This is a genomic window from Teichococcus wenyumeiae (assembly GCF_003696345.1).
GTDB lineage: Bacteria > Pseudomonadota > Alphaproteobacteria > Acetobacterales > Acetobacteraceae > Pseudoroseomonas > Pseudoroseomonas wenyumeiae.
This window is the reverse complement of sequence record NZ_RFLX01000012.1, coordinates 1-23,581: the sequence shown is the minus strand read 5'-3', so window position 1 is coordinate 23,581 and position 23,581 is coordinate 1. Positions and strand designations below refer to the sequence as shown.

Genomic DNA, 23,581 nt, shown 5'->3' with positions numbered 1-23,581 from the left:
TGGCGTCATGCCGTGCCAGGGCCCAACATGTCAGGAAGCCCGTAACCGCCATGTCTTCCCAGATCCTTCCCGCCGCGTCCGACACCCAGTCCCTGACGGGTGCCGAGATCGTCCTGCGCGCGCTGAAGGAGCAGGGCGTAGAGGTTATCTTCGGCTATCCCGGCGGCGCCGTACTGCCGATCTACGACGCCATCTTCAACCAGAACGCCATCCGCCACATCCTGGTGCGGCATGAGCAGGCGGCGGTGCATGCCGCCGAGGGCTATGCGCGCTCCACCGGCAAGGTGGGTTGCGTGCTGGTGACCTCCGGCCCCGGCGCCACCAACGCCGTGACCGGGCTGGTGGACGCGCTGCTGGACAGCATCCCCATCGTCTGCCTGACCGGGCAGGTGCCGACGCATCTGATCGGCAACGATGCCTTCCAGGAAGCCGATACCACCGGCATCACCCGGCCCGCGACCAAGCACAACTACCTGGTCAAGAACATCAACAAGCTGGCCGAGACGGTGCACGAGGCCTTCTACGTGGCGCGCTCCGGCCGCCCCGGCCCGGTGGTGATCGACCTGCCGAAGGACATCCTGATCGGCAAGGGCCCCTATACCGAGGCCCCGAAACAGGACCACCGTTCCTACCGCCCGCAGACGGAGCCCGATGCCGGGCAGATCCGCAAGGCGGTGTCGCTGCTGAAGCAGGCCAAGCGCCCCATCGTCTATGCCGGCGGCGGCGTCATCAACGCGGGCCCAGAGGCCAGCGAGCTGCTGGCGAAGTTCGTGCGCATGGCGGGCATGCCCTGCACCAATACACTGATGGGCCTGGGCGCCTATCCGGCCAGCGACCCGCAGTTCCTGGGCATGCTGGGCATGCACGGCACCTTTGAGGCGAACCTCGCCATGCATGGGTGCGACGTGATGTTCAACATCGGCGCCCGCTTCGATGACCGCGTGACCGGGCGGCTGAACGCCTTCGCGCCGGGTTCCATCAAGATCCACGCCGATATCGACCCGTCCTCCATCAACAAGAACGTCAAGGTCGAGGTGCCGGTGGTGGGCGATGCCGCCGCCATCCTGCGCGCCATGATCGCCGCCTGGGAGGAAATGCCGGCGCAGCAGGACCGCGAGGCCCTGGCTGGCTGGTGGCGCCAGATCGACGAGTGGCGCGGCAAGAAGTGCCTGTCCTACGTCCAGGAAGGCAAGATCATCAAGCCGCAGCACGCGGTGCGCCGCCTGTACGAGCTGACCCAGGAAAGCGGCCGCGAGACCTTCATCACCACCGAGGTCGGCCAGCACCAGATGTGGGCCGCCCAGTATTTCGGCTTCGAGAAGCCGAACCGCTGGATGACCTCGGGCGGCCTCGGCACCATGGGCTATGGCCTGCCGGCGGCGATGGGCACGCAGATCGCCCATCCGGACGCGCTGGTGATCGACATCGCCGGCGAGGCTTCGATCCTGATGAACATCCAGGAGATGGCGACGCTGGCGCAGTACCGCCTGCCGGTGAAGGTGTTCATCCTGAACAACCAGTACATGGGCATGGTGCGGCAGTGGCAGGAGCTGCTGCATGGCGGCCGCTATTCCGAAAGCTACAGCGCGGCCCTGCCGGACTTCGTGAAGCTGGCCGAGAGCTTCCACGGCGTCGGCATGCGGATCGAGGGCACGGACGACCTGGACCGCGTGATCCGCGAGATGATCGCCATCGACCGCCCCGTGATCGTGGATTGCGCGGTGGACGAGAAGGAGAACGTCTTCCCGATGATCCCGTCCGGCGCCGCGCATAACGAGATGCTGCTGGCGGCCGGGCAGGAAGGCGGCATCGCCGGCGTGACCGATGAGGGCAAGGTGCTGGTCTGATACTCGGCCAGCCTGATCCGCGACCCTGACCCTCCACGGAACCGAGACCATGTCCGACATGACCGACAACGCGCAGCGCGCGGCGACCATCGCCGTGCTGGTGGAGAATGAGGCCGGCGTGCTGGCGCGCGTCATCGGCCTCTTCTCCGGCCGGGGCTACAATATCGACAGCCTGACCGTGGCCCCGGTGGACGAGGCCGGGCGCCTGTCCCGCATCACCGTCGTCACCACGGGGACGGAGATGGTGATCGAGCAGATCAAGGCGCAGCTCGACCGCCTGGTGCCGGTGCACAAGGTGGCCGACCTGACGCTGGAAGGCCCGCACCTGACGCGGGAGCTGGCGCTGATCAAGGTGGTCGGCACCGGCATGGGGCGCCAGGAGGCGCTGCGGCTGGCCGATGCCTTCCGCGCCCGCGTGGTGGATGCCACCACCGAGAGCTTCGTGTTTGAGATGACGGGCAGCGGCGAGAAGCTGGATGCCTTCATCAACCTGATGCGGCCGATCGGGCTGGCGGAAGTCAGCCGGACCGGCGCCGTGGCCATCGCGCGCGGCACCGCCGCGCTGCAACCCTGAACAACCAAGCCTGAGGAGAGCGCGAGAGATGCGCGTTTACTACGACCGCGATGCGGATGTGAACCTGATCAAGGGCAAGAAGGTCGCGGTCATCGGCTTCGGCAGCCAGGGCCACGCCCATGCCATGAACATGCGCGATTCCGGCGTGACGGATGTCGTGATCGGCCTGCGCCCGGGTGGGTCCGCCAAGAAGGCCGAGGCCGCCGGCTTCAAGGTCATGTCGCCCGCCGAGGCCGCCAAGTGGGCCGACCTGGTGATGGTGCTGACGCCGGACGAGGGCCAGGGCGACCTGTACCGCGACCACCTGCACGAGAACATGAAGGAAGGCGCCGCGCTGGCCTTCGCGCATGGCCTGAACGTGCACTTCAACCTGATCGAGCCGCGCGCCGATATCGACGTCTTCATGATCGCGCCGAAGGGCCCCGGCCACACCGTGCGCGGCGAGTACCAGAAGGGCGGCGGCGTGCCCTGCCTGGTGGCCGTGCACCAGAACCCCTCGGGCAATGCGCTGGAGATCGCGCTCTCCTACGCTTCCGCCGTCGGCGGCGGCCGCTCGGGCATCATCGAGACCACCTTCAAGGAAGAATGCGAGACCGACCTGTTCGGCGAGCAGGTCGTCCTCTGCGGTGGCCTCGTGGAGCTGATCAAGGCGGGCTTCGAGACGCTGGTGGAAGCCGGCTATGCCCCCGAGATGGCCTATTTCGAGTGCCTGCACGAAGTGAAGCTGATCGTCGACCTCATCTATGAGGGCGGCATCGCCAACATGAACTACTCCATCTCCAACACCGCGGAGTATGGCGAGTACGTGACCGGCCCCCGCATCATCACCGCCGAGACCAAGGCCGAGATGAAGCGCGTGCTGAACGACATCCAGTCCGGCAAGTTCACCCGCGACTGGATGCTGGAGAACAAGGTCAACCAGGCCTCCTTCAAGGCGACCCGCCGCCGTCTGGCCGAGCACCCGATCGAGGAGGTCGGCACCAAGCTCCGCTCCATGATGCCCTGGATCACCAAGGGCGCCCTGGTCGACAAGGCCAAGAACTGAGCATCGGCGAGGGGCCCTTCGGGGCCCCTTTTCCGTTGCGGCTCTGCTATGCTGAAGCGGGCCGCAACCGTAACGACGGCGCGGCATTTCACCTGCCACGCGCCGGGGTGGTCCCGGGTTCAGGGACATCCTCCATGCGCCTCTACAAATGCCAGGTCTGCGGCCAGGTGCTGCACTTCGAGAACACGCGCTGCGTGAAGTGCGAAAGCACCCTGGGCTATCTGCCGGAGCGCAACGTGCTCTCTGCCCTGGAAGACATCGTGGGCAAGCCGGGCGAGTTCTATGCCAGGGCCCTGCCGAACCAGCCCCTGCGCTTCTGCGACAATGCCCGGCACGAGGCCTGCAACTGGCTGGTGCCGGCGGAGAGCGAGGAGCGCTTCTGCCTCGCCTGCCGCCATAACCGCACCATCCCGGACCTTTCCGACCCGGTGAACCTGGAGCGCTGGCAGAAGATCGAGATGGCGAAGCGCCGCGCCTTCTACAGCTTCATCCGCCTGCACCTGCCGCTGCACACGCGCGCGGAGGACCCCGAGCACGGCCTGGCTTTCGACTTCCTGGCCGACGCGCCGGATGCACAGCAGAAGGTCATGACCGGCCACGACCACGGGTTGATCACCCTGGCATTGGTGGAGGCCGACGATGCCGAGCGCGCCCGCCGCCGCACCGTCATGGGCGAGCCCTACCGCACCCTGCTGGGCCATTTCCGCCACGAATCCGGCCACCACTTCTGGGACCTGCTGGTCCGGGACGCCGGGCGGCTCGAGGAATGCCGCGCCATCTTTGGCGACGACAGCCAGGACTACGGCGCCGCCCTCCAGCGCCATTACAACGAGGGCGCGCCGGCGGACTGGCAGGAACACTTCGTCAGCACCTATGCTACCGCGCATCCGTGGGAGGATTTCGCGGAAACATGGGCGCATTACCTCCATATCGTGGACACGCTGGAGATGGCGCGGGCGCTGGGCATCGGCATCTCGCCCCGCGTGGACCGGGAAGGGGAGCTGGAGGCGGAGGTGGATTTCGACCCCTACCGCTCCACCGACATCCATGCCGTGATGGAGGCCTGGGTGCCGCTGACGGTGGCGGTGAACAGCCTCAACCGCTCCATGGGCGTGGCGGATCTCTACCCCTTCGTACTCTCGCCCGAGGTCGTGACGAAGCTCGGCTTCATCCAGTCCCTGGTGCATGGCAAGGTGCGGGCCGACGCCGGGTGAGCTCATGCGGCTGACGCGCCGCCGCCTGCTGGCCGGTGGCGTCATCACCCTGGCCAGCGGCGCCTCCGTCAGTGCCTTTGGGCTGGTGATCGAGCCGGGGCTGTTGCTGACGGTGCGGGAATACCGGCTCTCGCTGCCCGGCTGGGGCGCACGGCCGCCGCTGAACCTCTGCGTCATCGCCGATATCCATTCCAACGAGCCCTGGATGCCGCTGGACCGTATCCGCCGGATCGTTGCCACCGCCAATGCGCTGGAGCCGGACGCGCATCTGCTGCTGGGCGACATTCCCGGCCATTTCCCCTGGGTCCGCCGCCGCCTGCCGATGCCGGAGGTGGTGGAGGCGCTCTCCGGCCTGCGGGCGCCGCTGGGCTGCTTCGGCGTGCTGGGCAACCACGACTGGTGGGACGACCAGGCGGTGCAGCGGGCGGGACGGGGCGTGCCGGCGCTGCGGGGCCTGCTGCAACAGGCCGGCTTCACCATCCTGGCCAATGGCGCGGTGCGGCTGCCGCATGGGGATGGCGTCTGGCTCTGCGGCACCGAGAGCATGCTGGCCTTCCGCCGTATCCCCGGCATCTACCGCGGCGTCGACAACCTGCGCGCCGCCATGGCGCCCCTGGCCGCCGACGATGCCCCGGCCATCCTGATGGCGCATGAGCCTGACCAGTTCCCCAATGTGCCCGGGCGGGTGGCGCTGACGCTGTCTGGCCATACCCATGGCGGGCAGGTGCGGCTGGCGGGCTGGTCGCCCATCGTCGGCTCCCGCTACGGCAACCGCTATGCCTATGGGCTGGTGGAGGAGGAAGGGAAGCGGCTGATCGTCTCCGGCGGGCTGGGCTGCAGCGTCTTCCCCATCCGCCTGGGCGTGGCGCCGGAGATCGTCATGGTGCGGCTGTCCTGAGCGTTGCCAGGGCGCCTGGAGCCGTCCAAGCTTCGTTCCCATGACGATCCTGGCCCCAGACAGCTGCTATCCCCGCGACTTCCAGGGCTACGGCCCGAACCCGCCGGACCCGCAATGGCCGGCGGGCGCGAAGCTCGCCATCTCCTTTGTGCTGAACTACGAGGAGGGCGGCGAGAACAGCGTGCTGAACGGCGATGCCGGCAGCGAGATCTATCTGAACGAGACGCCGGGCGGGAACCCGGTGCTGGGCGCCCGCGACATCGGCAAGGAAAGCCAGTTCGACTACGGCGCCCGCGCCGGTGTCTGGCGGGTGCTGCGGCTGTTCAGGCAGCGGGATTTCCGGCTGACGGTCTATGGCGTCGGCCGGGCGCTGGAGCTGAACCCGGCGGTGGGCGCCGCCTTCGCGGAAGCGGGGCACGAGGTCGCCAGCCATGGCTGGCGCTGGATCAACTACCAGAACATCGATGAGGCCACCGAGCGCGAGCATATCGCGAAATGCGTGGAGACCATTACCCGCACGGTGGGGAAGCCGCCGGTCGGCTGGTATACCGGCCGCATCAGCGAGCAGACGCGCCGCCTCGTCGCCGAACACGGAGGCTTTCTCTACGACAGCGATGCCTATGACGACGACCTGCCTTATTACGTCACGGTCGCCGGCAAGCCGCTGCTGATCATTCCCTACACGCTCGACAACAACGACATGAAATTCGCGGTGCCGCCCGGCTTCGCCTCCAATGACGGGTTCGAGCAGCACCTGCGCGATGCCTTCGACCTGCTGCGGCAGGAAGGCCAGACCGCGCCCAAGATGATGAGCGTCGGCCTGCATTGCCGCCTGGTGGGCCGCCCCGCGCGCGCCGCCGCGCTGGCCCGCTTCCTGGACCACGTGAAATCCTGCCCGGATGTCTGGGTGACGACGCGGGAGGAGATCGCCCGCCACTGGCTGAAGGTGCATCCGCCGAAATGAGGATCACCGAGCTCCGCATCTCCATCGTCCAGACCGCGCGGCTGCACCCCGTGGTGGTGGAGATCCGCACCAGCGAGGGCATCACCGGCATCGGCGAGGCCGGCATCGCCTATGGCCTGGGCGCCACCGCCGCCGCCGGCATGCTGCGCGATATCGGGGAGCGGATGCTGATCGGCGCCGATCCCTTCCGCATCGAGGCACTGTGGTCGGAGATGTATGATCACACCTTCTGGGCCAAGGGCGGCGGGCCGATCGTCTTTGCCGCCATCTCCGCCATCGAGCAGGCGCTCTGGGACATCAAGGGCCGCGCGCTGGGCGTGCCGGTCTATGAGCTGCTGGGCGGCAGGATACGCGACGACGTGCGCCTCTACCACAATGGCTGGGGCCAGCCGCACCGGGAGGTCGCGCCCTTCGTGCAGGCCGCCGAGAAGGCGGTGGCGGAAGGCTATGACGCGCTGAAATTCTATCCCTTCGCCTATCGGGAAGCGCATCCGCAGGCGACCTCCCGCCATCCGTCCCGCCGCGACCTGCCGCGGGAGGCGCTGACGCTGGCCTATGAGAAAGTGAAGGCGCTGCGCGGCGCGGTGGGGCCGGATGTCGATATCCTGCTGGACCTCAGCGGCGGGCTGACCACGGACGAGACGATCCGCTTCTGCCGGAAGATCGAGGAATTCGACATCTTTTTCGTCGAGGAACCCTGCGACCCCTTCGACACCGGCACGCTGAAAAAGATCAGCGACAGCATCCGCATGCCCGTCGCGGCCGGGGAGCGGCTCTACACCCGATACGGCTTCAAGCCGGTGCTGGAAGCGCGGGCGGTGGACATCATCCAGCCCGACCTGGGCCTGACCGGCGGCATCATGGAGGGCAAGAAGATCGCCGCCATGGCCGAGGCCTATGGCATGCGGGTGCAGCCGCATGTCTGCGGCAGCCCGCTGGCCACGGCGGTGGCGCTGCAATTCGCCGCCTGCATCCCGAACTTCGCCATCCAGGAAATCTACCCGATGTGGCAGGAGATGGAGGGATACGTGGAAATCACCGACGACCCGCCGGAAGGCCGCATCCAGGGCGGGCGCGTCTCCATCCCGGACCGCCCCGGCCTGGGCATGGAGCTGCGGCAGGAAGTGATGGCGCCCTTCCTCTGGGCCACGGTGGGCGGCAATAGCCAGGTGGGCTACGAGAAGGCGCTGGAGGGGCGCTAGCTGCGCCCCAGCGCCCGCGCCAGGGCCGCGCGGAAGCGGTCGCAATCGGCTTCCTCGGCCCAGACATGCGGGCTGACGCGCAGCACCCCCAGCCGGTCGCTGGCATAAACCCCCGCCGCCGCCAGCGCCTCGATCAGCCCGGGCGGCATGCCGCCGGGAATGCGCAGGCCCAGGATATGTGGTGCCCGCAGCGCCCGTGGCAGCGCCGGGATGCCGAGCGCCATGGCATCCTCTGCAAGCCGGTCCGTCAGGCTGCGCAGCCGCGCTTCCACCGCCGCCGTGCCCCAGGATGCCACCAGTTCCAGCCCCGTCGCCGCCATGGGCAGGGCGATGGGGTCGTTGCGCTCGCCCTTGTCGTAGCGGCGGGCGCCGGGGGCGAACTGGCCGCCGGGGCGGTTCACCTGATTCTCCTCCAGCGGCAGGCCGGACTGGCGGTGCGGCGCGGCATAGAGGAAGGCGAGGCTATAGGGGCCTAGCACCCATTTATAGGTCGGGAAGGCCAGGAAATCCGGCTGCCAGCGGGCCACGTCCACCGGCATGGCGCCCACCGCCTGGGTGGCATCCACCACCAGCGCCGCCCCGGCGGCATGCACGGCGGGGGCGATGCGGTCCAGGTCGATCACCGCGCCGTCCGACCAGTGCAGCGGCGTCAGGCAGGCCACCGCCAGCGGCGGCGCGCCGGGGCGGGCGATGGCTTCCAGCACCGCGCGGGTCCAGTCGCCATCCGCCGGCCGGGGCACCACATCGGCCACCGCACCCGCCTTGGCCGCCAGCCGGTCCCAGACCAGGCTGACGGAGGGGAATTCATCCTGCACCCGCAGCATCCGGCTGCCGGCGGGCAGGGGCAGGGGCAGGTTACGCGCCGCCGTGCCGATGCCGTGGCTGACGGCGCTGACAATGGCGACATCCTCCACGCTGGCGCCGATCAACCCGGCGGCGGCGGCGCGGGCGCGCTCGGCCCAGTCGTTCTCGCGGCTGCGCGGGCTGGCCCAGGGCTGGCTCTTGGTCAGCACGCCGGCCTCGCCGGCGGCGCGGACGCTGCGGGGCAGGGGGGAATAGGCGGCGCCGTCCAGGTAGGCGACGTTCGCCGGAATATCGAAGAGGTGGCGTTGGCTGGGCAGGGTCATGAGTCGCAGCAGAGACCATCGTTCCGCTTTGGTCCAGATTATCATCTGGGGCGAATGGGGGTTGCGGAGGCTGAAAGCGCTCACTATCGTCGCTTGCATGTTCGCCACCGCGCGCCATAACCCGCTGCTGGACGGCCTCGCCGCTGCCGCGGACCTGCGCGCCCTTTCTGGCCTCCGCCTCCTTCGACTTAGCCGCCCCTGGGCGTGACGCCCGGCTGACCTGCCGGCATCGCTCAGGGGACCCCTCCCCAAGGGGACAGCGGGGCCATGGGCTCCGGCGCTGCACGGCTCGTCACACGAAGGACACGTATCATGGCCATCAACCACCCCAGCTTCGGCACCATTGCCGACAACCGCGTCATCGTCTTCGACACCACGCTGCGCGACGGTGAGCAGTCCCCCGGCTTCTCCATGAACCTGGAGGAGAAGCTGCGGATGGCCGAGGCCCTGGCCGAGCTGGGCGTCGATGTCATGGAAGCCGGCTTCCCCATCGCCAGCCAGGGCGATTTCGAGAGCGTGCAGTCCATCGCGCAGCGCTTCGCCAAGGGTGGTCCGGTGGTCTGCGGCCTGTCCCGCTCCGCGCCCGGCGACATCCTGCGCGCCGTGGAGGCCGTGAAGCCCGCCGCGCGTCAGCGCATCCACACCTTCATCTCCACCTCCGACCTGCATATGCGCGTCAAGCTGCGCATGACGCCGGAGGCGGTGCTGGAAGCCGTCACCAATTCCGTCAGCCTGGCGCGCAACCACGTGGCCGACGTGGAATGGTCCGCCGAGGACGGCAGCCGCACCGACCCGGACTTCCTGTGCCGCTGCGTCGAGGCCGCCATCAAGGCCGGCGCCACCACCATCAACATCCCGGATACCGTCGGCTACGCGGTGCCGGAGGATATCGCCCGCATCTTCTCCATGCTGCGGGAGCGCGTGCCGGGCGCCGATGGCGTGATCTTCTCCGCCCATAACCACGACGACCTGGGCCTGGCCGTCGCCAATACCATCGCGGCGCTGCATGCCGGCGCGCGGCAGGTGGAGGCCACCATCAACGGCATCGGCGAGCGCGCGGGCAACGCGGCGCTGGAAGAGGTCGCGATGGCGCTGCGTACGCGCCAGGACGTCATTCCCTTCTCCACCGGCATCGTGACGCAGAACATCCTGCGCACCAGCCGCCTGCTGGCCACCATCACCTCCTTCGACGTGCAGCCGAACAAGGCCATCGTCGGCCGCAACGCCTTCGCGCATGAGAGCGGCATCCACCAGGATGGCGTGCTGAAGGACAAGGCGACCTACGAGATCATGACGCCGGAGAGCGTCGGCTGGACCACCAACTCCCTGGTGATGGGCAAGCATTCCGGCCGCGCGGCCTTCCGCGACAAGCTGTCGATGCTGGGCTACACGCTGGGCGACAACCAGCTGAACGACGCCTTCCGCCGCTTCAAGGACCTGGCCGACCGCAAGAAGGTTGTCTACGACGAGGACATCGTCGCCCTGGTGGATGACGAGGTGGTCCGCATCAAGGACCGCGTGAAGCTGCTGGCCCTGACGGTGGCCACCGGCATGGGCACCCGCCCCACCGCCAGCCTGGTGCTGGAAGTGGATGGCGAGCGCTGCGACGCCGTGGCCGGCGGCGACGGCGCCGTGGACGCCACCTTCAACGCACTGCAGCAGGTGGTGCCGCACAAGGCGGAACTGAAGCTCTACGCCGTGCAGTCCGTCACCGGCGGCACCGATGCCCAGGCGCGCGTGACCGTGCGGCTGGAGGAGGAAGGCAAGCTGGTGGACGGCCAGGGCGCCGATACCGACACCATCGTGGCTTCCGCCCGCGCCTATGTGCATGCGCTGAACAAGCTGCTGGCCAAGCGCGTGCGCACCGCGCCGCCGGAGATCCTGGCCCCTGCCCAGGCTGGCTGAGGCCAGCCCAGGGCCATGAAAAACGGCCGGTCCCGATGGGGCCGGCCGTTTCTCGTTTCAGACGGCCGCCCGGGGGCGGCCAGTCCGGCTCAGCGCCAGGCGGGGCGGCCGAGGTTGACGGTGTTGGGGCTGGTGGCGGCGCCACCCAGGGCACCCGCCGCGCCGCCGATCAGCGCACCCGTGCCGGCATTGCCGGACAGCGAGCCAACCGCCGCGCCAGCGCCCGCGCCCAGCAGGCCGCCGGAAGCCGCGCGGTCACCGGTTGAGTAGCCGCAGGCGCCCAGGCTCAGGCCAGCAAGGGCGAGCAGGGCGAGAGAAGACTTGCGCATGGGCGTGAATCCTGAAGCTGTTGCAATCTACGCTTCGGAAACGCAGGCTTGGGCACTGGGTTGCATTGCACTCATAGATTGCAGCTTGAGCCCGGGCGCGCGGGCGGGTAATCCACGGCGCCTTTTCCGCGTTGTCACGCGGCTTTTTCTCCCGGAAGGTTCGCAGCATGTTCTCTCGCCTGTTCGGCTTCCTTTCGGCCGACATGGCCATCGACCTCGGCACGGCCAATACGCTGGTCTATGTGAAGGGGCGAGGCATCGTGCTGAACGAGCCCTCTGTGGTCGCCATCGCCGATATCCGCGGCCGCAAGCAGGTGCTGGCGGTGGGTGAGGAAGCCAAGCAGATGCTGGGCCGCACGCCCGGCAACATCGCGGCCATCCGCCCGCTGCGGGACGGTGTCATCGCCGATTTCGAGGTGGCGGAGGAAATGATCAAGCATTTCATCCGCAAGGTGCACAACCGCCGCTCCTTCGCCTCGCCGATGATCATTGTCTGCGTGCCCTCCGGCTCCACCGCCGTCGAGCGCCGCGCGATCCAGGAAAGCGCCGAGAGCGCCGGTGCCCGCAAGGTGCTGCTGATCGAGGAGCCGATGGCGGCCGCGATCGGCGCCGGCCTGCCGGTGACCGAGCCCTCCGGCTCCATGATCGTTGATATCGGGGGTGGCACGACCGAGGTGGCCGTCATCTCGCTCGGCGGCATTGTTTATGCCCGCAGCGTGCGAGTCGGCGGCGACAAGCTGGACGAGGCGATCATTTCTTACATTCGCCGCCAGTTCAATCTGCTGATCGGCGAGAGCACCGCCGAGCGGATCAAGATGGAGATCGGCGCCGCCGCGCTGCCGGACTGGAACGAGGAAGGCCCGGTCACCGAGGTGCGTGGCCGCGACCTGATGAACGGCGTGCCGCGCGAGGTGATCGTCAGCCAGCGGCAGATCGCCGAATCCCTGGCCGAGCCGGTGTCGCAGATCGTCGAGGCCGTGAAGGTGGCTTTGGAGAACACGCCGCCGGAACTCGCCGCCGATATCGTGGACAAGGGCATCGTGCTGACCGGCGGCGGCGCGCTGCTGCAGCGGCTGGACCAGGTGCTGCGGGAGGCCACGGGCCTGCCGGTCTCGGTGGCCGAGGATGCGTTGGCCTGCGTCGCGCTGGGCACTGGGCGCGCGCTGGATGAGATGAAGCGGCTTCGCCACGTCCTCTCCTCCATGTATTAAAAAAGCTGGGGCTCAGACTGCGGGGCCCCTGACGAATCGCTATTCTGGACGTTCTTCCGACATCCTGCCCTGAGGAAGTCCGCGCTTGATCCGTCTCAGCATTCCGCTGCGCCAGGCTCTGTCGCGTTTGTCCTTGCCAGTGCTGGTGGCCCTTGCCTTCGGCACCATGCTGATCGGCAAGGCGGACACGCTGCTGGTGGACCGCGCGCGGATGGCCCTGGCCGATACCCTGGCCCCCATCTATGCCGTGGTGGCCGAGCCGGTGAACGCCCTGCGCAACGGGGTGCAGGAGGCCCGCATGCTCTGGGCAATGCGGGAAGAGAATGCGCGGCTGCGGGAGGAGAACGACCGCCTGCACCGCTGGCAGGCCGCCGCCCTGTCCCTGGAAGCCGAGAACACCCTGCTGCGGCGCCAGCTCAGCGTCATTCCCGAGGCGCCCTGGAGCCTGCGCACCGCCCGCGTGGTGGCCGATGCCGGCGGCACCTATGCCCGCGCCGTGCTGCTGGCGCTGGCGCCGGGCGTCGAGATCCGCAAGGGCCAGGTGGCGCTGGATGAGCGCGGCCTGGCCGGGCGCGTGACGGAGGTGGGCAGCCGCTCCGCCCGCGTGCTGCTGGTGACCGACATGAACAGCCGCATCCCCGTGACGCTGGAGGGCAGCCGGGCGCGCGCCATCATGGCCGGCACCAATGGTGACCACCCGCGCCTGCAGCACTGGCCCGAGGGCACCCGTCCCAAGGAAGGCGAGCGCGTGGTGACCAGCGCCGAAGCCTCCGTCTTCCCCGCCGGCCTGCCGGTGGGCGTGGTGCGCTGGACCGAGGGCGGCACGGCGGAGGTGGAACTCTTCGCGCGGCTGGACCGGCTGGACATGCTGCGCATCTTCGACTTCGGCCTGACCGGCATCCTGCCGCCGGAATCCGTGGCCCGCCCCGAGCCGCGCGGGAAGCGCTGAAAAGCCCATGGCCATCAAAGGACGGCGTGAGCCTGCCCCCGGCCTGCTGAGCCGGCTGGATGCGCTGGCGCGCGCCGCTTTCCCGGCCGGCAGCACGGCGCTGATGATGGTGGCCTCGGCGGCGCCGGTGGGCCTGCCCTCGGCCCTGCCGGCGGTGGCGCTAGCCTGTGTCTTCTTCTGGTCGCTGTTCCGCCCGGCCGCCATGTCGCCGCCGATCTGCTTTGCCATCGGGCTGTTGCAGGACCTGCTGGGCTTCGCGCCGCTGGGCATCGGCATCCTGACGATGCTGGTGGTGCATGGCCTCGCGCTGCGGCTGCGGCGCCCGCTGGCGCGGCAATCCTTCCTGACCGTCTGGCTGGCCTTCGCCGGCTTCGCCGCCGGCGCGGCGCTGCTGGGCTATGTGTTGCAGGCGGCATTGAATGCTCGCCTGCCGCCGGTGATGCCCGGCGTGGTGTCCTGGGCGCTCAGCACGGGCTTCTACCCCGCGATCGCCGCATTGCTGACGCGCTTGCACAAGGCCATGCAGCGGGCCGAGGATCTGGCCTGAGATGAGCAAGAGAGAGGAAGAACGGCGCCGCAGCGTCTTCACGCGGCGGGCGCTGATGCTGGGGGCGGGCCAGGCGGGCCTGCTCGGCTTCCTCGGCTACCGCCTGCAGAAACTGCAGCTTGAGCAGGGGGAGCGCTATGCGACGCTCGCCGATGAGAACCGCATCTCCGCCCGGCTGATTGCCCCGCCGCGCGGCCGGGTGCTGGACCGGCAGAACCGCGTCATCGCCGCCAACGACCTGAACTGGCGCGCGCTGCTGACGGCGGAGCAGACCCAGGACGTGAATGCCACGCTGGAGACCTTCAACGCCCTCATTCCCCTGACGGAGCAGGAGCGGGCGCGGATCGAGCGCGAGGTGCGCCGCCGCCGCCGCTTCGTGCCCGTGACGGTGCGGGAGTTCCTGAGCTGGGAGGAGATGGCGCGGATCGAGGTCAATTCCCCCGACCTGCCAGGCATCAGCGTCGATGTCGGCACCACGCGGCAATATCCCTGGGCGGACCATCTGGCGCATGTGGTCGGCTATGTCGCCCCGCCGGCCGAGGCCGACATGGACGGCGACCCGCTGCTGGAGCTGCCGGGCATCCGCGTCGGGCGTTCCGGCATCGAGAAGTTCCACGACAAGCTGCTGCGCGGCAATGCCGGCACGGTGCAGTTCGAGGTCAATGCGGTGGGCCGCGTGATCCGGGAACTGGACCGGCGGGAGGGCGCGCGGGGCCAGGATGTCGGCATCTCGATCGATGCCGAGTTGCAGAAGGTGGTGCGCGACAAGATCGAGGAAGGCACCAGCGTGGTCGTCATGGACGCCCGCAATGGCGAAGTGCTGGCCCTGGCCAGCCAGCCCTCCTTCGACCCCAACCTGTTCTCCTCCGGCATCTCGGCGGCGCAGTGGAAGGAATGGACGCGCAGCCGTTCCACGCCGCTGATCAACAAGGCCACCAACGGCCTCTATGCCCCGGGCTCCACCTTCAAGATGGTGGTGGGGCTGGCGGCGCTGGAGGCCAAGACCGTCACGGCGACGGAGCGCATCTATTGCCCCGGCCATTACGACCTGGGCGACACGCGCTTCCACTGCTGGCGCCGCTTCGGCCATGGCAGCCTGGATATGCGCGGGGCCATCAAGCATTCCTGCGACGTGTATTTCTATGAGATCGCCAAGCGCACTGGCATCGACAAGATCACCGCCATGGCCAAGCGCTTCGGCATGGGCGTGCCGCTGGATATCGAGCTGCCCGGCACCCGCAGCGGCTTCTCCCCCACGCGGGACTGGCGCATCAAGCAGGGCAAGCCCTGGAACCTGGGCGATACCGTGGTGCATGGCATCGGCCAGGGCTTCTACCAGTTCACGCCGCTCTCGCTCGCCACCATGACGGCGCGGCTGGCCACCGGCCGCGCGGTGCAGCCGCACCTAATGCGCAGCATCAACGGCAAGCCCACCCGTGGCATCAAGCCCGAGGACTGGCCCGAGCTAGGCATCCCGGAGCGCGACCTGAAGCTGATGCGCGAGGGCATGTGGGCGGTGGTGAACGAGCCCGGCGCCACCGGTGCCAATGGCAAGCTGCCGGCTTCGGTGGGCGTGCTGGCGGGCAAGACCGGCTCGGTGCAGGTGCGCCGCGTCTCGCGGGAGCAGCGCGAGCGCGGCTTCCGGGTGGAGAACATGCCGCGCGAATGGCGCCCGCATGCGCTGTTCGTCGCCTTCGCGCCCTACGATAATCCGCAATATGCCGTCTCGGTGGTGGTGGAGCACGGCACGGCGGGCGGCGCCGCCGCCGCGCCCCTGGCGCGGGAGGTGATGGTGGAAGTGCTGAACCGTTTCCGGGGCGGCAATGCCCCTCCCAGCCCCAGTGCTGAGGCCGACCCCGCATCCCAACTGGCAGAGGCCCAGCGGCCCCCCGGAAACCCCCGCCGATGATGTCCCGCGCGATTTTCGAGCGCCGCCTGCTGACCCGCGACCGCGGCGCCGGCATCCTGGAGAAGCTCTGGCTGATTCCCTGGAGCTTCGTGCTGCTGCTCTGCGCCATCGCGGCTGTGGGCTATGTGGCGCTTTACTCGGCGGGCGGCGGCGCGCCGGAGCCTTATGCCAGCAAGCACGCGCTGCGCTTCGCCTTCGGGCTGGTGATGATGCTCTCCATCGCCATGATCGATATCCGCGTCATCGCGAAGCTCTCCTGGCTCGGCTATGCCGGGGGCGTCGCGCTGCTGGTGCTGGTGGCGCTGCACGGGCAGGTCGGCAAGGGCGCGCAACGCTGGATCGAAATCGGCCCGATCCAGTTGCAGCCTTCGGAGTTGATGAAGATCATGCTGGTGCTGGGCCTCGCCGCCTGGTTCCACCGCGCGAGTTGGGAGAAGGTGGGCAACCCGCTCTTCCTGATCCCGCCGGTCATCGCCGCGCTGGTGCCGGTGGGCATGATCCTGAAGCAGCCCAATCTCGGCACCGGCATGATCACGCTGATGGTGGGCGGCGCGGTCTTCTGGGCCGCCGGCGTGCGCTGGTGGAAATTCGCCGCCATCCTGGCCGCGGCGGGCGTTGCGGCGCCGATTGCCTACGAGCACCTGCACGACTACCAGCGCGCCCGCATCACCACCTTCCTGGACCCGGAAAGTGACCCGCTGGGCGCTGGCTACAACATCATCCAGTCCAAGATCGCGCTGGGCTCCGGCGGCTTGTGGGGCAAGGGCTTCCTGCAGGGGACGCAGGGGCACCTGAACTTCCTGCCGGAAAAGCAGACGGACTTCATCTTCACCATGATCTCGGAGGAATTCGGGCTGGTGGGGGCGCTGGCGACGCTGCTGCTGCTGGCGCTGGTGGTGGCCTTCGCGCTGATGGTGGCCATCTGCTGCCACCACCAGTACGGGCGGCTGGTGGCCGTGGGCCTGGGCGTGAACTTCTTCCTCTATGTCTTCGTGAACATCGCCATGGTGACGGGCAGCATCCCGGTGGGCGGCGTGCCGCTGCCGCTGATCAGCCACGGCGGCTCCGCCATGCTGACCACCATGCTGGGCTGCGGGCTGCTGATGTCGGTCTATGTGCATCGCGATGCAGAATTTGGCGCGGCACGTGATTAGGGGGGTTGCCAATCCCGCCAGAGGCGTTAAAAGCCCCCTCCACCGACGGGGCGCCTCAAACGCCCTGAAGGAAAAAGAGATGGGCGCTTAGCTCAGTTGGTAGAGCAGCTGACTCTTAATCAGTAGGTCCACGGTTCGAGCCCGTGAGCGCCCACCATCTCTTCCCTTTTTAATCAGTCGGTTACGAGACGCCCCGCGAAGGGGCGTTTTGCATTTCAGGACTGTTTGCAACACCCTGTTGCTTACGTCAGCGGCGTTTTTTCGCCAGCACGACAACCCGGTCACCTCCGTCCTCCCATTTCTCGATGCCGCCCAAAGCCACCTCGCCGCGGCGGGGCAGGTAGGTATCCAGGATCTTCTGCGCCTGGTCGATCGAGTGGCCCGACAGAGCCGCGATCTGAGGCGTGGTCGCCCCAGCGATGGCCAGTTGCACCATGCCTGTGCGACGCAGGTCGCGCCGCTGCAGGTCGGCCAGCATCTGCGCCCGGACGTGCTTCTTGGCCGCCTCACGCTCCTTTGGCCGGCTCCTGGGCGGCAGGCCGCCGCGTGCCACGATGGCGGCCCTTGCCAAGCGCCAGTTGGCCAGCCGCCGCACCCGATCCCAGGCACGGGCGAAGTTCCGATAGCTCCATGGCTTCCCGCGCGGGCTGCTGACCAGCAGCATGGTCCCACCGCTGTTCGGGGCCACCAGCTCGGCGGACAGCCTCTCATGACACGGCACGTCCACCAGGGCGCCGGTCTTGGCCTGCCGCAGCCTGATCCAGATCCGCCCATCCCGCTCAAAGACCATCGGCCGCGCCATGGTCAGCACGTCGCTCGGCCGCTGCACCGTATAGAGGAGCAGGGCGAAGGCGCGACGCAGTGCCGGATAGTCCCTGGCAGCCTCCATGAAGGCGTCGATCCGGTGCTGATCCCAGATCTGGTCTCGGGCCCGGGTCTCGTACAGCGAGGGCCGGTCGGCCGGGTTCTTCGTGAGCCCCGGCATCTCCAAATCATGGATGCCGAAGTTCATCAGGAGCCGCAGGGTCCGCAGCAGGGCGTTACCCTGCCAGGGTCGGTCCTGATACTGGGCATGCAGGGCGCGGACCACCTTCCGAGTGATGCCAGTCACCGGGATGGCCTCCCACATGCCCCGCATCAGCTCGATGTGCTTCCGGTAGTCGCGCTTGGTCTTCTCCGCCTTCCGGACGAACCGGGGGTCGGACAGATAGAAGGCGCACAGCTCTCCGAAGCTGCCGGAGGGCGGGCCGGCCTTCACCTCTTCGGCATCCATGGAGGCGGCACGCTCCAAGGCGGCCTCCTTGGTCCAGCCGTCCCGGCTCTTGCCAATCAGCAGACCGCTCTTGCGGTGATACCAGGTGAATTCGACCGTGCCGTCAGGCCGGCGTCGGCTGACGGTGTTTAGGCCGGTTGCGGGGCGGGGCATTCTGAAGACCTCGAAGGGCTGCGGCTTCGGCCGTCAGCTTAGGCTGGGTGTGGAGCGGCGGTGGCGGGCTCGCGTCGGCCGCCAGGGCTCGGATCGGAGCCGGGGCGCTGAAGGCGGGTTCCGGCTCGGGGGAAGGGGAGGGTAGGATGCCAGCCGCCTGGTCGGCATAGGTGTCCAGCACCTTCCGGTCCCAGGTCAGGCGTGCGCCCTTGCTGCCGCGGCGGCGGGCGGCCGGCCACATGCCGGATGCCACCTCATCGTCGAAGGTGTCGGCCGACACACCCAGGTAGGCGGCGGCCTCCTCCCGCGAGAGGTAGCGAGGCTCCATGCCCGCCGGCAGCAGGAAGCGACGGGTCGGCTCACGGGCTGGCATCTCTGCCCTCCAGGCGCTCACGATCCTGCCGCGCGCGCTCGGCAGCCATGATCGTCCTGCTGTGCCTGTAGAAGAGGCGGGCCCATCCGAGGCGGGCGGCGACCTTATCCAAGCACCACCAGGCACTGGCGGCGAACAGGGTCAGGCCGCCGACACACATCAGGCCGTACCCCATTCCAAGAGCGAGATAGTGGATGGCGACCTCGATCTGCAGCATCAACCGGGCCTCCTCTCGGCCGGCGGCATGGCGGGCTTCATCGCCGCCCCATCCAGCGCGCCCTGATAGGAGCCGGCGCGCACCGTCTCGACGAGATGCCGGATGTGCTTGCCCTTGGTCACGCCGCACTGGGTGAAGGCATCCACAATGGTCAGCCCGAAGTCGTGGACGCAGCGGCGGATGTCTTCCGGCATGGCGTCGATGCGCTCCATCCGCCGGACCCGCTTGGCTTGGTCGATCTGGTGCATCATCCCCTCCCGCTGCGGATGGCGGCGAGGGCCCTGCGCAGCCGGTCGAAGGCCGTGCGGTCCCGGTCATTCCAGCAGGACCTGCCAAAAATCCCCTCGTAAGCTGCCAAGGCGCCTTCTGAGGCTTCGCGCAGTTCGCCCGTGGGGTCCTTCGGCCCCGGATCGGAGGTCAGAAGGCCGGCGCGTTCGGCGGCGAGGAAGACTTCCAGCACTGCGCACGTCGGCTCTTGATTGCATCGGGTCTCCCAGATGTTGGGGAACTCAGTCCTCAGCTTCTCCAGCGCAGCCTTGAGATCGGCCAGGGCGGAGGTGGTGCTCTGGGTGATCCCCTCTGAGGCCAAATCGGGGTCTACGGCGTTGATATCGCTGGCAGAAAGGGTGATCCCCTCGCCATTTCCGCCGTTTTCAAATCCTATGTAATCCTGGGAATTTCCCAGGTTTACACCCGCCAGCAGCCCCAGATCCTCCCCGGCCCGGAAGAGCTTGATGATCGGGAACTGCTCCTGCGGCCAGCCATGGCTCTCGTGGCGCTGAGCCCAGAGCCACGAGTAGGCTTCGCGCAGATCCTGGAGAGCTTCCTCCAGGGCAACGAGGTCAATAGATGTCACGGAGTTCTCGCTCATGCCGGCACCTCCGCCCGCAGTTCGCCAGCCCAGGAAAGGGCGCTGGTACCAATGCTCCGCCGCTTCCTCTCCAGCCGCTTGAGGGGCGGCCTAGCAAGGCGGCGCCACGTTTCCTCGAAGCGGTCGCCATCCATCGAGCCCGCAGCGGCAACCACCCTGGCCATGGTGTTGATGCCAGGCCATTCGACTTCCACCAGTTCCCAGGCGGCTTCCCACAGCTTCGTTAGAACCTCGGCAGGCTCGCCCGGCGTATGGCGCATCAGGAAACGCAGGCGGAGCGCGACATCGTCGATGTCGCCGCCCTCCAGCGATGGCGCGTCCAGCCCCAGGATCTCCTTTATGCCGGCGCGCCGAGCCAGATAGCCGTCCAGCCCATTCTGGCGGGCGTGGCGCATCTCTGCGATGGGTCCAGCCAGTGTTTCGATGATGTCGAAGCGCACGGCGCGAAGCAGCGGGGCCGCGGGCGGAAGAAGATCGGCGTACTGGATCGGCACGCGCGCATTCATCTGCACACGCCCTATCCAGTCTTGCTCTGGCAGCACTGACACCGATCGGACAACCGGCCATCCGAGCCCCAACATGTCGTTGAGCACCAGACGAGCAATGGCATGGCCGCACTCATGAGCTGCCACGGCGCGGACTGAGGGGCGGCGGGTCTTGCTGATCGCGTTCATGCCGCCCTCCGCGCTCGGGTATGGACCGCAGCCGGCCTCGCGTCACGCGCCATCGTCAGCGGCTGCAGGCTGGCCTCATCAGGCTCTGCCTCGCCGTCGTGGTCCGGCTCCATATCCGGATCGCCATCCATGGCGTCGAGCCGGGCAATCAGGCGCTCGATCATCTCCTCGATAGCTCTGCGGCTTCCAGGAAGAAGGGCTGCCGCAGCGGCGGCAGGCAGGGCTTGCCGCTTCTTCTCTGCGTTCACGGCCGGTGCTCCTGGCTAGAGTGATGCGGCGGGCCCGGGCGGCGAGGGGGTGGTGGAGAGGGAGAGGCCGGCGGTGCAGACGCCTCCAACATCTTGTCCTCGATCTCTGCCAGGACGCGGGCGAGGACAGAGCTGATGTGCTCCATCACGGTAACTCTCGCGGATCGAGGAGACCCTGGACCGCGAGGAGGTCGCCGAGGTCACGCAGCAGCATCGCAAGCAGGCGCCGGGACTCGTACTCTCCCGGATCGGAGGCGCGCTTCGCTGGCGCCAACTCTTCATCATAGAGCATCAGGGAGCGGTAGCGGGCCGCGATACCGGCCCAGGACTGCGCCTGCTTCTTTGACATGCGGTTCAGCACGGAGCCTTGGCGACGCTGAACGGCCTTGATCTGGCTCTCACGCACCTTGTCGCCCTCGGGACCCGACTCACCTCCCATCAGGTCAAGGAACCGCCTCTCGAGCGCGTCAAACCGGGCGTGATCAGCAAGGAGGTCGGCATCGTCTGACTCGGCCGCAGCATCGTACGCGGCATCTTGAGCCTTCGAGCGGTCCCACACGGCACCCGCGGCAGCTCGCAGCAATCGCGCCTGGTCCTTCAGGGACGCCGCGATGAAGGTGAGTGCTGGCGAGCGGTCGTTGGCGCCGAAGAAGGTCTGCAAGTAGCCGATGGCCGATGCTGCACCGTCCAGCCGGTCCGCGCTGTCTCTCGAGATCAAAAGCAATGCCCGGTCTTCGGAGACTACGTTCCAGATCTCAGGAGTGTCGTGACCCGCAGGACGGGCCGCTCGGACAATCTCCAGGTTGGTGAGCCGATCGGGGGAGCCCGCCGGCAGTACACTGCCTGGCGACGCGGCCCTGGTGGCGACCGGCGGCGGCGCGGTGAAAGCCTTGGCCTTCAGCTGAGTGCGCGTGCTCATGCGAGACGCTCCATGCGGCGTGTGAAGAGGGCGGCCACGCGCGTCAGCCGGACCGCCAGGCTGGGCTGCGGGGCGGGAAGGGTGGAGACACGGCGCTGGGCCGCAGCGGCAAGGGACTGCCAGTACTGCGCCTCCAGCCGGTCACCGCGATCTGCGGCTTCGATCGCGCGGGTCAGACAGCGCGAGACCGCCGCGCGGGCAGAGAAGGGAGCGGAGATCACGAAGCGTCTCCTTCGATGAGGGGGAGGATGGAGGCAGCCCACTTGAGCTGCCGAACGGGGGTGCCATTCCCATGGTGCTTGCCCGTATCGAGCCAGACGGCATGCGGTTCACCCGCGGCGGTTGGCTGCCAGTACTGCTGGCCCTTGGCGGCGCGGTGGCTGGTTTGCAGCCCACGCTGGGCGAGGAGCTTGTTGACCACGACAGCAGACTTGCCGCCGAGGCGCGCGCCCAGGTCGGAGGGTGTCAGCGCCGCCTCCTGCTGGGGAGCGACGAGGTGCCTGATGGCCAGGGCTTCCAACGGGTCCACGCCGGTGACGGCCTTGGTGGCCCGGCCGGCAGACAAGGACGCCTGGTTACGGTCGAGACCAGCCAGACGGGCAATGCCGTGGTAGGCGCGGAAGGTGGCCGCGACCTCCTTGACGGGAGGGACACGAGACGGAGCGGGGGCAACGCTGCCCGCCCGAAGCTGAGCCTCCATCGCGTTGAAGCGCTTGATGAAGGCTTCCTTGAACGCGCCGGCGGTCGCTCCGGTGAAGCCCATGGCCAGGAAGGTGAAGCCATCCCGCGTCATGGAGACATGGGACAGGCTCTCGCCTGTTAAGTCATTGATCTTGAACGGCTGAAAATTGCGCCGGCGGAAGTCGTCGCTGACGTGCAGGTTCTGGATCGCCTGCAGGACGTTCTTGTGTGCCTTGCTGAAGAAGTCAGCGACGTCACGGCTGTCGGCTCGCGCCTGACCGTCCACGATGGTGACGATCGGCGCGAGGAAGGAATTCTCCTGCGGTGCGAGCAGCCGTGGGGCCGCGACCAGCAGGTCGGGAGAGTTGGAATTGGAACGCACGATGGGGTGCCTCCGTGGGGTACGGAGGCCACAATTAACGGATTAACCGGTGACGTCAACCGAAAAACCGGTTAATCCGGTTTATCTGACCGGTCGATGCCGGTTTCGTCCATGTCGTCGTCTTCGTTGATAACCATGTCGCCCGTCGCGTCAGGGAACCTGGCGAAGGTCCGCTGGGCCGTGCGTAGCAGGGAAACGACCGCAGCAATCACCTCATCTGTCGGCTGGCCACCACTCATCATCATCGCCATTCGCCACGCAATCCTAGACATCGAGATGACCGCCGCCATCGAAATCCTGGTGTGAGGCATCTCCTCGGTAAGCATCGAGTGAACCTTCTCGGCGGTGCGGACGAATGCGCCATCGTATTTCTCCCCGTCTTGATAGACTGAGAGTTCATCGCCTTCGGCCATCTTGCTGCGATGTTCGAGGTCACGCTCGATGCTCTCTCGGCTAACACTCGTGGCCTTGGTCAGGAAATCGCGGTCTACCTGCAAAACTTCTGCTATCCGCTCGATCACGCGGAAGCCGGGTTCTGACCGACCCACCTCGTAATCAGCGATGGCCGACTGCGAAAGTCCTGCGGCTTTAGCCAGCGCCATTTGGGATAGTCCGGCGCGTTTCCGCGCCGCCACAAGGCGGTTTGCCCAAGATGGGCGGTCGGCGAAATGGACTTTGGTAGGGCGGCCACGGGTCATGGCACTAAATACCGCATTTGACGGTTGACGAATAACGGATATTACCGGTAGAAGATTTACCGGAATGACCGGTAAAAGCTCTCCCGTTAACCGGATTGTGGCCCTCTTCGGGGGGCAGTCCGCTATGGCTAAGTGTGTTGATTTTCGCTGAGACCTGACCCGGCGTTTTCATCGAGAAATGACCCGGCCAGGAATATGTCCTGCGGGCTGTGGCCGC

The 23,581-nt window shown here is 67.8% G+C and carries 27 protein-coding genes and 1 tRNA gene; 14 read left to right on the top strand and 14 right to left on the bottom strand.

The window, feature by feature from the left end:
• The first annotated feature begins 50 nt into the window (after positions 1–50).
• The 7 genes from EBE87_RS15895 to EBE87_RS15865 all read left to right on the top strand — a co-directional run bounded on the left by EBE87_RS15895 (position 51) and on the right by EBE87_RS15865 (position 7,744).
• Positions 51–1,847, top strand: a complete 1,797-nt coding sequence (locus EBE87_RS15895; RefSeq protein ID WP_120638474.1) for an acetolactate synthase 3 large subunit — start codon at positions 51–53, stop codon at positions 1,845–1,847.
• A 49-nt stretch (positions 1,848–1,896) separates the two neighbouring features.
• Positions 1,897–2,421 carry an acetolactate synthase small subunit gene (gene ilvN, locus EBE87_RS15890; RefSeq protein ID WP_120638475.1) on the top strand — a complete coding sequence of 175 codons (525 nt, stop codon included), beginning with the start codon at positions 1,897–1,899 and terminating at the stop codon, positions 2,419–2,421.
• Positions 2,422–2,449: 28 nt separating this feature from the next.
• The gene (gene ilvC / locus EBE87_RS15885; protein WP_120638476.1) at positions 2,450–3,466 is read left to right on the top strand and encodes a ketol-acid reductoisomerase; all 1,017 of its coding nucleotides are present in this window, start codon (positions 2,450–2,452) and stop codon (positions 3,464–3,466) included.
• Positions 3,467–3,600: 134 nt separating this feature from the next.
• Complete coding sequence (locus tag EBE87_RS15880; RefSeq protein WP_120638477.1) at positions 3,601–4,680, top strand: zinc-binding metallopeptidase family protein; 1,080 nt, start codon at positions 3,601–3,603, stop codon at positions 4,678–4,680.
• A gap of 4 nt (positions 4,681–4,684) precedes the next feature.
• Positions 4,685–5,578: a metallophosphoesterase gene (locus EBE87_RS15875; RefSeq protein ID WP_120638478.1), complete on the top strand. Its 894-nt coding sequence runs from the start codon at positions 4,685–4,687 to the stop codon at positions 5,576–5,578.
• Positions 5,579–5,618: 40 nt separating this feature from the next.
• Positions 5,619–6,542: an allantoinase PuuE gene (gene puuE / locus EBE87_RS15870; RefSeq protein ID WP_120638479.1), complete on the top strand. Its 924-nt coding sequence runs from the start codon at positions 5,619–5,621 to the stop codon at positions 6,540–6,542.
• A complete protein-coding gene (locus EBE87_RS15865; RefSeq protein WP_120638480.1) occupies positions 6,539–7,744 on the top strand; it encodes a mandelate racemase/muconate lactonizing enzyme family protein in 1,206 nt (401 codons plus the stop codon). The genes puuE and EBE87_RS15865 overlap by 4 nt, the downstream gene beginning before the upstream one ends.
• On the opposite strand, the gene EBE87_RS15860 is transcribed toward EBE87_RS15865, so the two are convergent.
• Positions 7,741–8,871, bottom strand: coding sequence for an aminotransferase class V-fold PLP-dependent enzyme (locus EBE87_RS15860; protein ID WP_120638481.1), 1,131 nt, complete (start codon positions 8,869–8,871; stop codon positions 7,741–7,743). The two genes, EBE87_RS15865 and EBE87_RS15860, sit on opposite strands and share 4 nt — an antisense overlap.
• 312 nt (positions 8,872–9,183) lie before the next feature.
• On the opposite strand from EBE87_RS15860, the gene EBE87_RS15850 reads away from it, so the two are divergent.
• A complete protein-coding gene (locus EBE87_RS15850) occupies positions 9,184–10,776 on the top strand; it encodes a 2-isopropylmalate synthase (RefSeq protein ID WP_120638483.1) in 1,593 nt (530 codons plus the stop codon).
• Between the two features lie 89 nt (positions 10,777–10,865).
• Here EBE87_RS15850 and EBE87_RS15845 read toward each other — a convergent pair whose 3' ends face one another.
• The gene (locus EBE87_RS15845) at positions 10,866–11,105 is read right to left on the bottom strand and encodes a YMGG-like glycine zipper-containing protein (protein WP_120638484.1); all 240 of its coding nucleotides are present in this window, start codon (positions 11,103–11,105) and stop codon (positions 10,866–10,868) included.
• A gap of 167 nt (positions 11,106–11,272) precedes the next feature.
• Here EBE87_RS15845 and EBE87_RS15840 point away from each other — a divergent pair, with 167 nt between their 5' ends.
• From EBE87_RS15840 to EBE87_RS15815, 6 genes are all read left to right on the top strand, one after another.
• Positions 11,273–12,316: a rod shape-determining protein gene (locus EBE87_RS15840; protein ID WP_120638485.1), complete on the top strand. Its 1,044-nt coding sequence runs from the start codon at positions 11,273–11,275 to the stop codon at positions 12,314–12,316.
• 85 nt (positions 12,317–12,401) lie between these two features.
• On the top strand, positions 12,402–13,265 hold the full coding sequence (mreC, locus tag EBE87_RS15835) for a rod shape-determining protein MreC (RefSeq protein WP_120638486.1): 864 nt from the start codon (positions 12,402–12,404) through the stop codon (positions 13,263–13,265).
• A gap of 7 nt (positions 13,266–13,272) precedes the next feature.
• Positions 13,273–13,812: a rod shape-determining protein MreD gene (mreD, locus tag EBE87_RS15830; RefSeq protein WP_199707393.1), complete on the top strand. Its 540-nt coding sequence runs from the start codon at positions 13,273–13,275 to the stop codon at positions 13,810–13,812.
• A 1-nt stretch (position 13,813) separates the two neighbouring features.
• The gene (gene mrdA / locus EBE87_RS15825) at positions 13,814–15,721 is read left to right on the top strand and encodes a penicillin-binding protein 2 (protein ID WP_120638487.1); all 1,908 of its coding nucleotides are present in this window, start codon (positions 13,814–13,816) and stop codon (positions 15,719–15,721) included.
• The gene (gene rodA, locus EBE87_RS15820; protein WP_120638488.1) at positions 15,718–16,875 is read left to right on the top strand and encodes a rod shape-determining protein RodA; all 1,158 of its coding nucleotides are present in this window, start codon (positions 15,718–15,720) and stop codon (positions 16,873–16,875) included. Before mrdA ends, rodA begins: the two co-directional genes overlap by 4 nt.
• 81 nt (positions 16,876–16,956) lie before the next feature.
• Positions 16,957–17,032: transfer RNA gene (locus tag EBE87_RS15815), tRNA-Lys, on the top strand.
• Positions 17,033–17,122: 90 nt separating this feature from the next.
• On the opposite strand, the gene EBE87_RS15810 is transcribed toward EBE87_RS15815, so the two are convergent.
• From EBE87_RS15810 to EBE87_RS29720, 12 genes are all read right to left on the bottom strand, one after another.
• Positions 17,123–18,301 carry a site-specific integrase gene (locus tag EBE87_RS15810; RefSeq protein WP_120638489.1) on the bottom strand — a complete coding sequence of 393 codons (1,179 nt, stop codon included), beginning with the start codon at positions 18,299–18,301 and terminating at the stop codon, positions 17,123–17,125.
• A complete protein-coding gene (locus EBE87_RS15805; protein ID WP_120638490.1) occupies positions 18,252–18,674 on the bottom strand; it encodes a helix-turn-helix transcriptional regulator in 423 nt (140 codons plus the stop codon). The genes EBE87_RS15810 and EBE87_RS15805 overlap by 50 nt, the downstream gene beginning before the upstream one ends.
• Positions 18,661–18,891: a hypothetical protein gene (locus EBE87_RS15800; protein WP_120638491.1), complete on the bottom strand. Its 231-nt coding sequence runs from the start codon at positions 18,889–18,891 to the stop codon at positions 18,661–18,663. Before EBE87_RS15800 ends, EBE87_RS15805 begins: the two co-directional genes overlap by 14 nt.
• Entirely contained in the window at positions 18,891–19,142 is a 252-nt protein-coding gene (locus EBE87_RS15795; protein ID WP_120638492.1) for a hypothetical protein, read from the bottom strand. The genes EBE87_RS15800 and EBE87_RS15795 overlap by 1 nt, the downstream gene beginning before the upstream one ends.
• The gene (locus EBE87_RS15790) at positions 19,139–19,762 is read right to left on the bottom strand and encodes a hypothetical protein (protein WP_120638493.1); all 624 of its coding nucleotides are present in this window, start codon (positions 19,760–19,762) and stop codon (positions 19,139–19,141) included. The genes EBE87_RS15795 and EBE87_RS15790 overlap by 4 nt, the downstream gene beginning before the upstream one ends.
• On the bottom strand, positions 19,759–20,268 hold the full coding sequence (locus EBE87_RS15785) for a hypothetical protein (RefSeq protein WP_120638494.1): 510 nt from the start codon (positions 20,266–20,268) through the stop codon (positions 19,759–19,761). Before EBE87_RS15785 ends, EBE87_RS15790 begins: the two co-directional genes overlap by 4 nt.
• A 164-nt stretch (positions 20,269–20,432) precedes the next feature.
• Positions 20,433–20,684 (bottom strand): hypothetical protein, encoded by a 252-nt coding sequence (locus EBE87_RS28655; RefSeq protein WP_147465033.1) that lies wholly within the window; start codon positions 20,682–20,684, stop codon positions 20,433–20,435.
• A gap of 145 nt (positions 20,685–20,829) precedes the next feature.
• Entirely contained in the window at positions 20,830–21,603 is a 774-nt protein-coding gene (locus EBE87_RS15780; protein WP_120638495.1) for a hypothetical protein, read from the bottom strand.
• On the bottom strand, positions 21,600–21,824 hold the full coding sequence (locus EBE87_RS15775; RefSeq protein WP_120638496.1) for a hypothetical protein: 225 nt from the start codon (positions 21,822–21,824) through the stop codon (positions 21,600–21,602). Before EBE87_RS15775 ends, EBE87_RS15780 begins: the two co-directional genes overlap by 4 nt.
• A complete protein-coding gene (locus EBE87_RS15770) occupies positions 21,821–22,666 on the bottom strand; it encodes a Rha family transcriptional regulator (RefSeq protein WP_158600886.1) in 846 nt (281 codons plus the stop codon). The genes EBE87_RS15775 and EBE87_RS15770 overlap by 4 nt, the downstream gene beginning before the upstream one ends.
• A gap of 71 nt (positions 22,667–22,737) precedes the next feature.
• Complete coding sequence (locus tag EBE87_RS15765) at positions 22,738–23,364, bottom strand: helix-turn-helix domain-containing protein (protein WP_120638498.1); 627 nt, start codon at positions 23,362–23,364, stop codon at positions 22,738–22,740.
• A gap of 4 nt (positions 23,365–23,368) precedes the next feature.
• A partial coding sequence (locus EBE87_RS29720) for a hypothetical protein (protein WP_233553218.1) occupies positions 23,369–23,581 on the bottom strand: 213 nt, incomplete at its 5' end.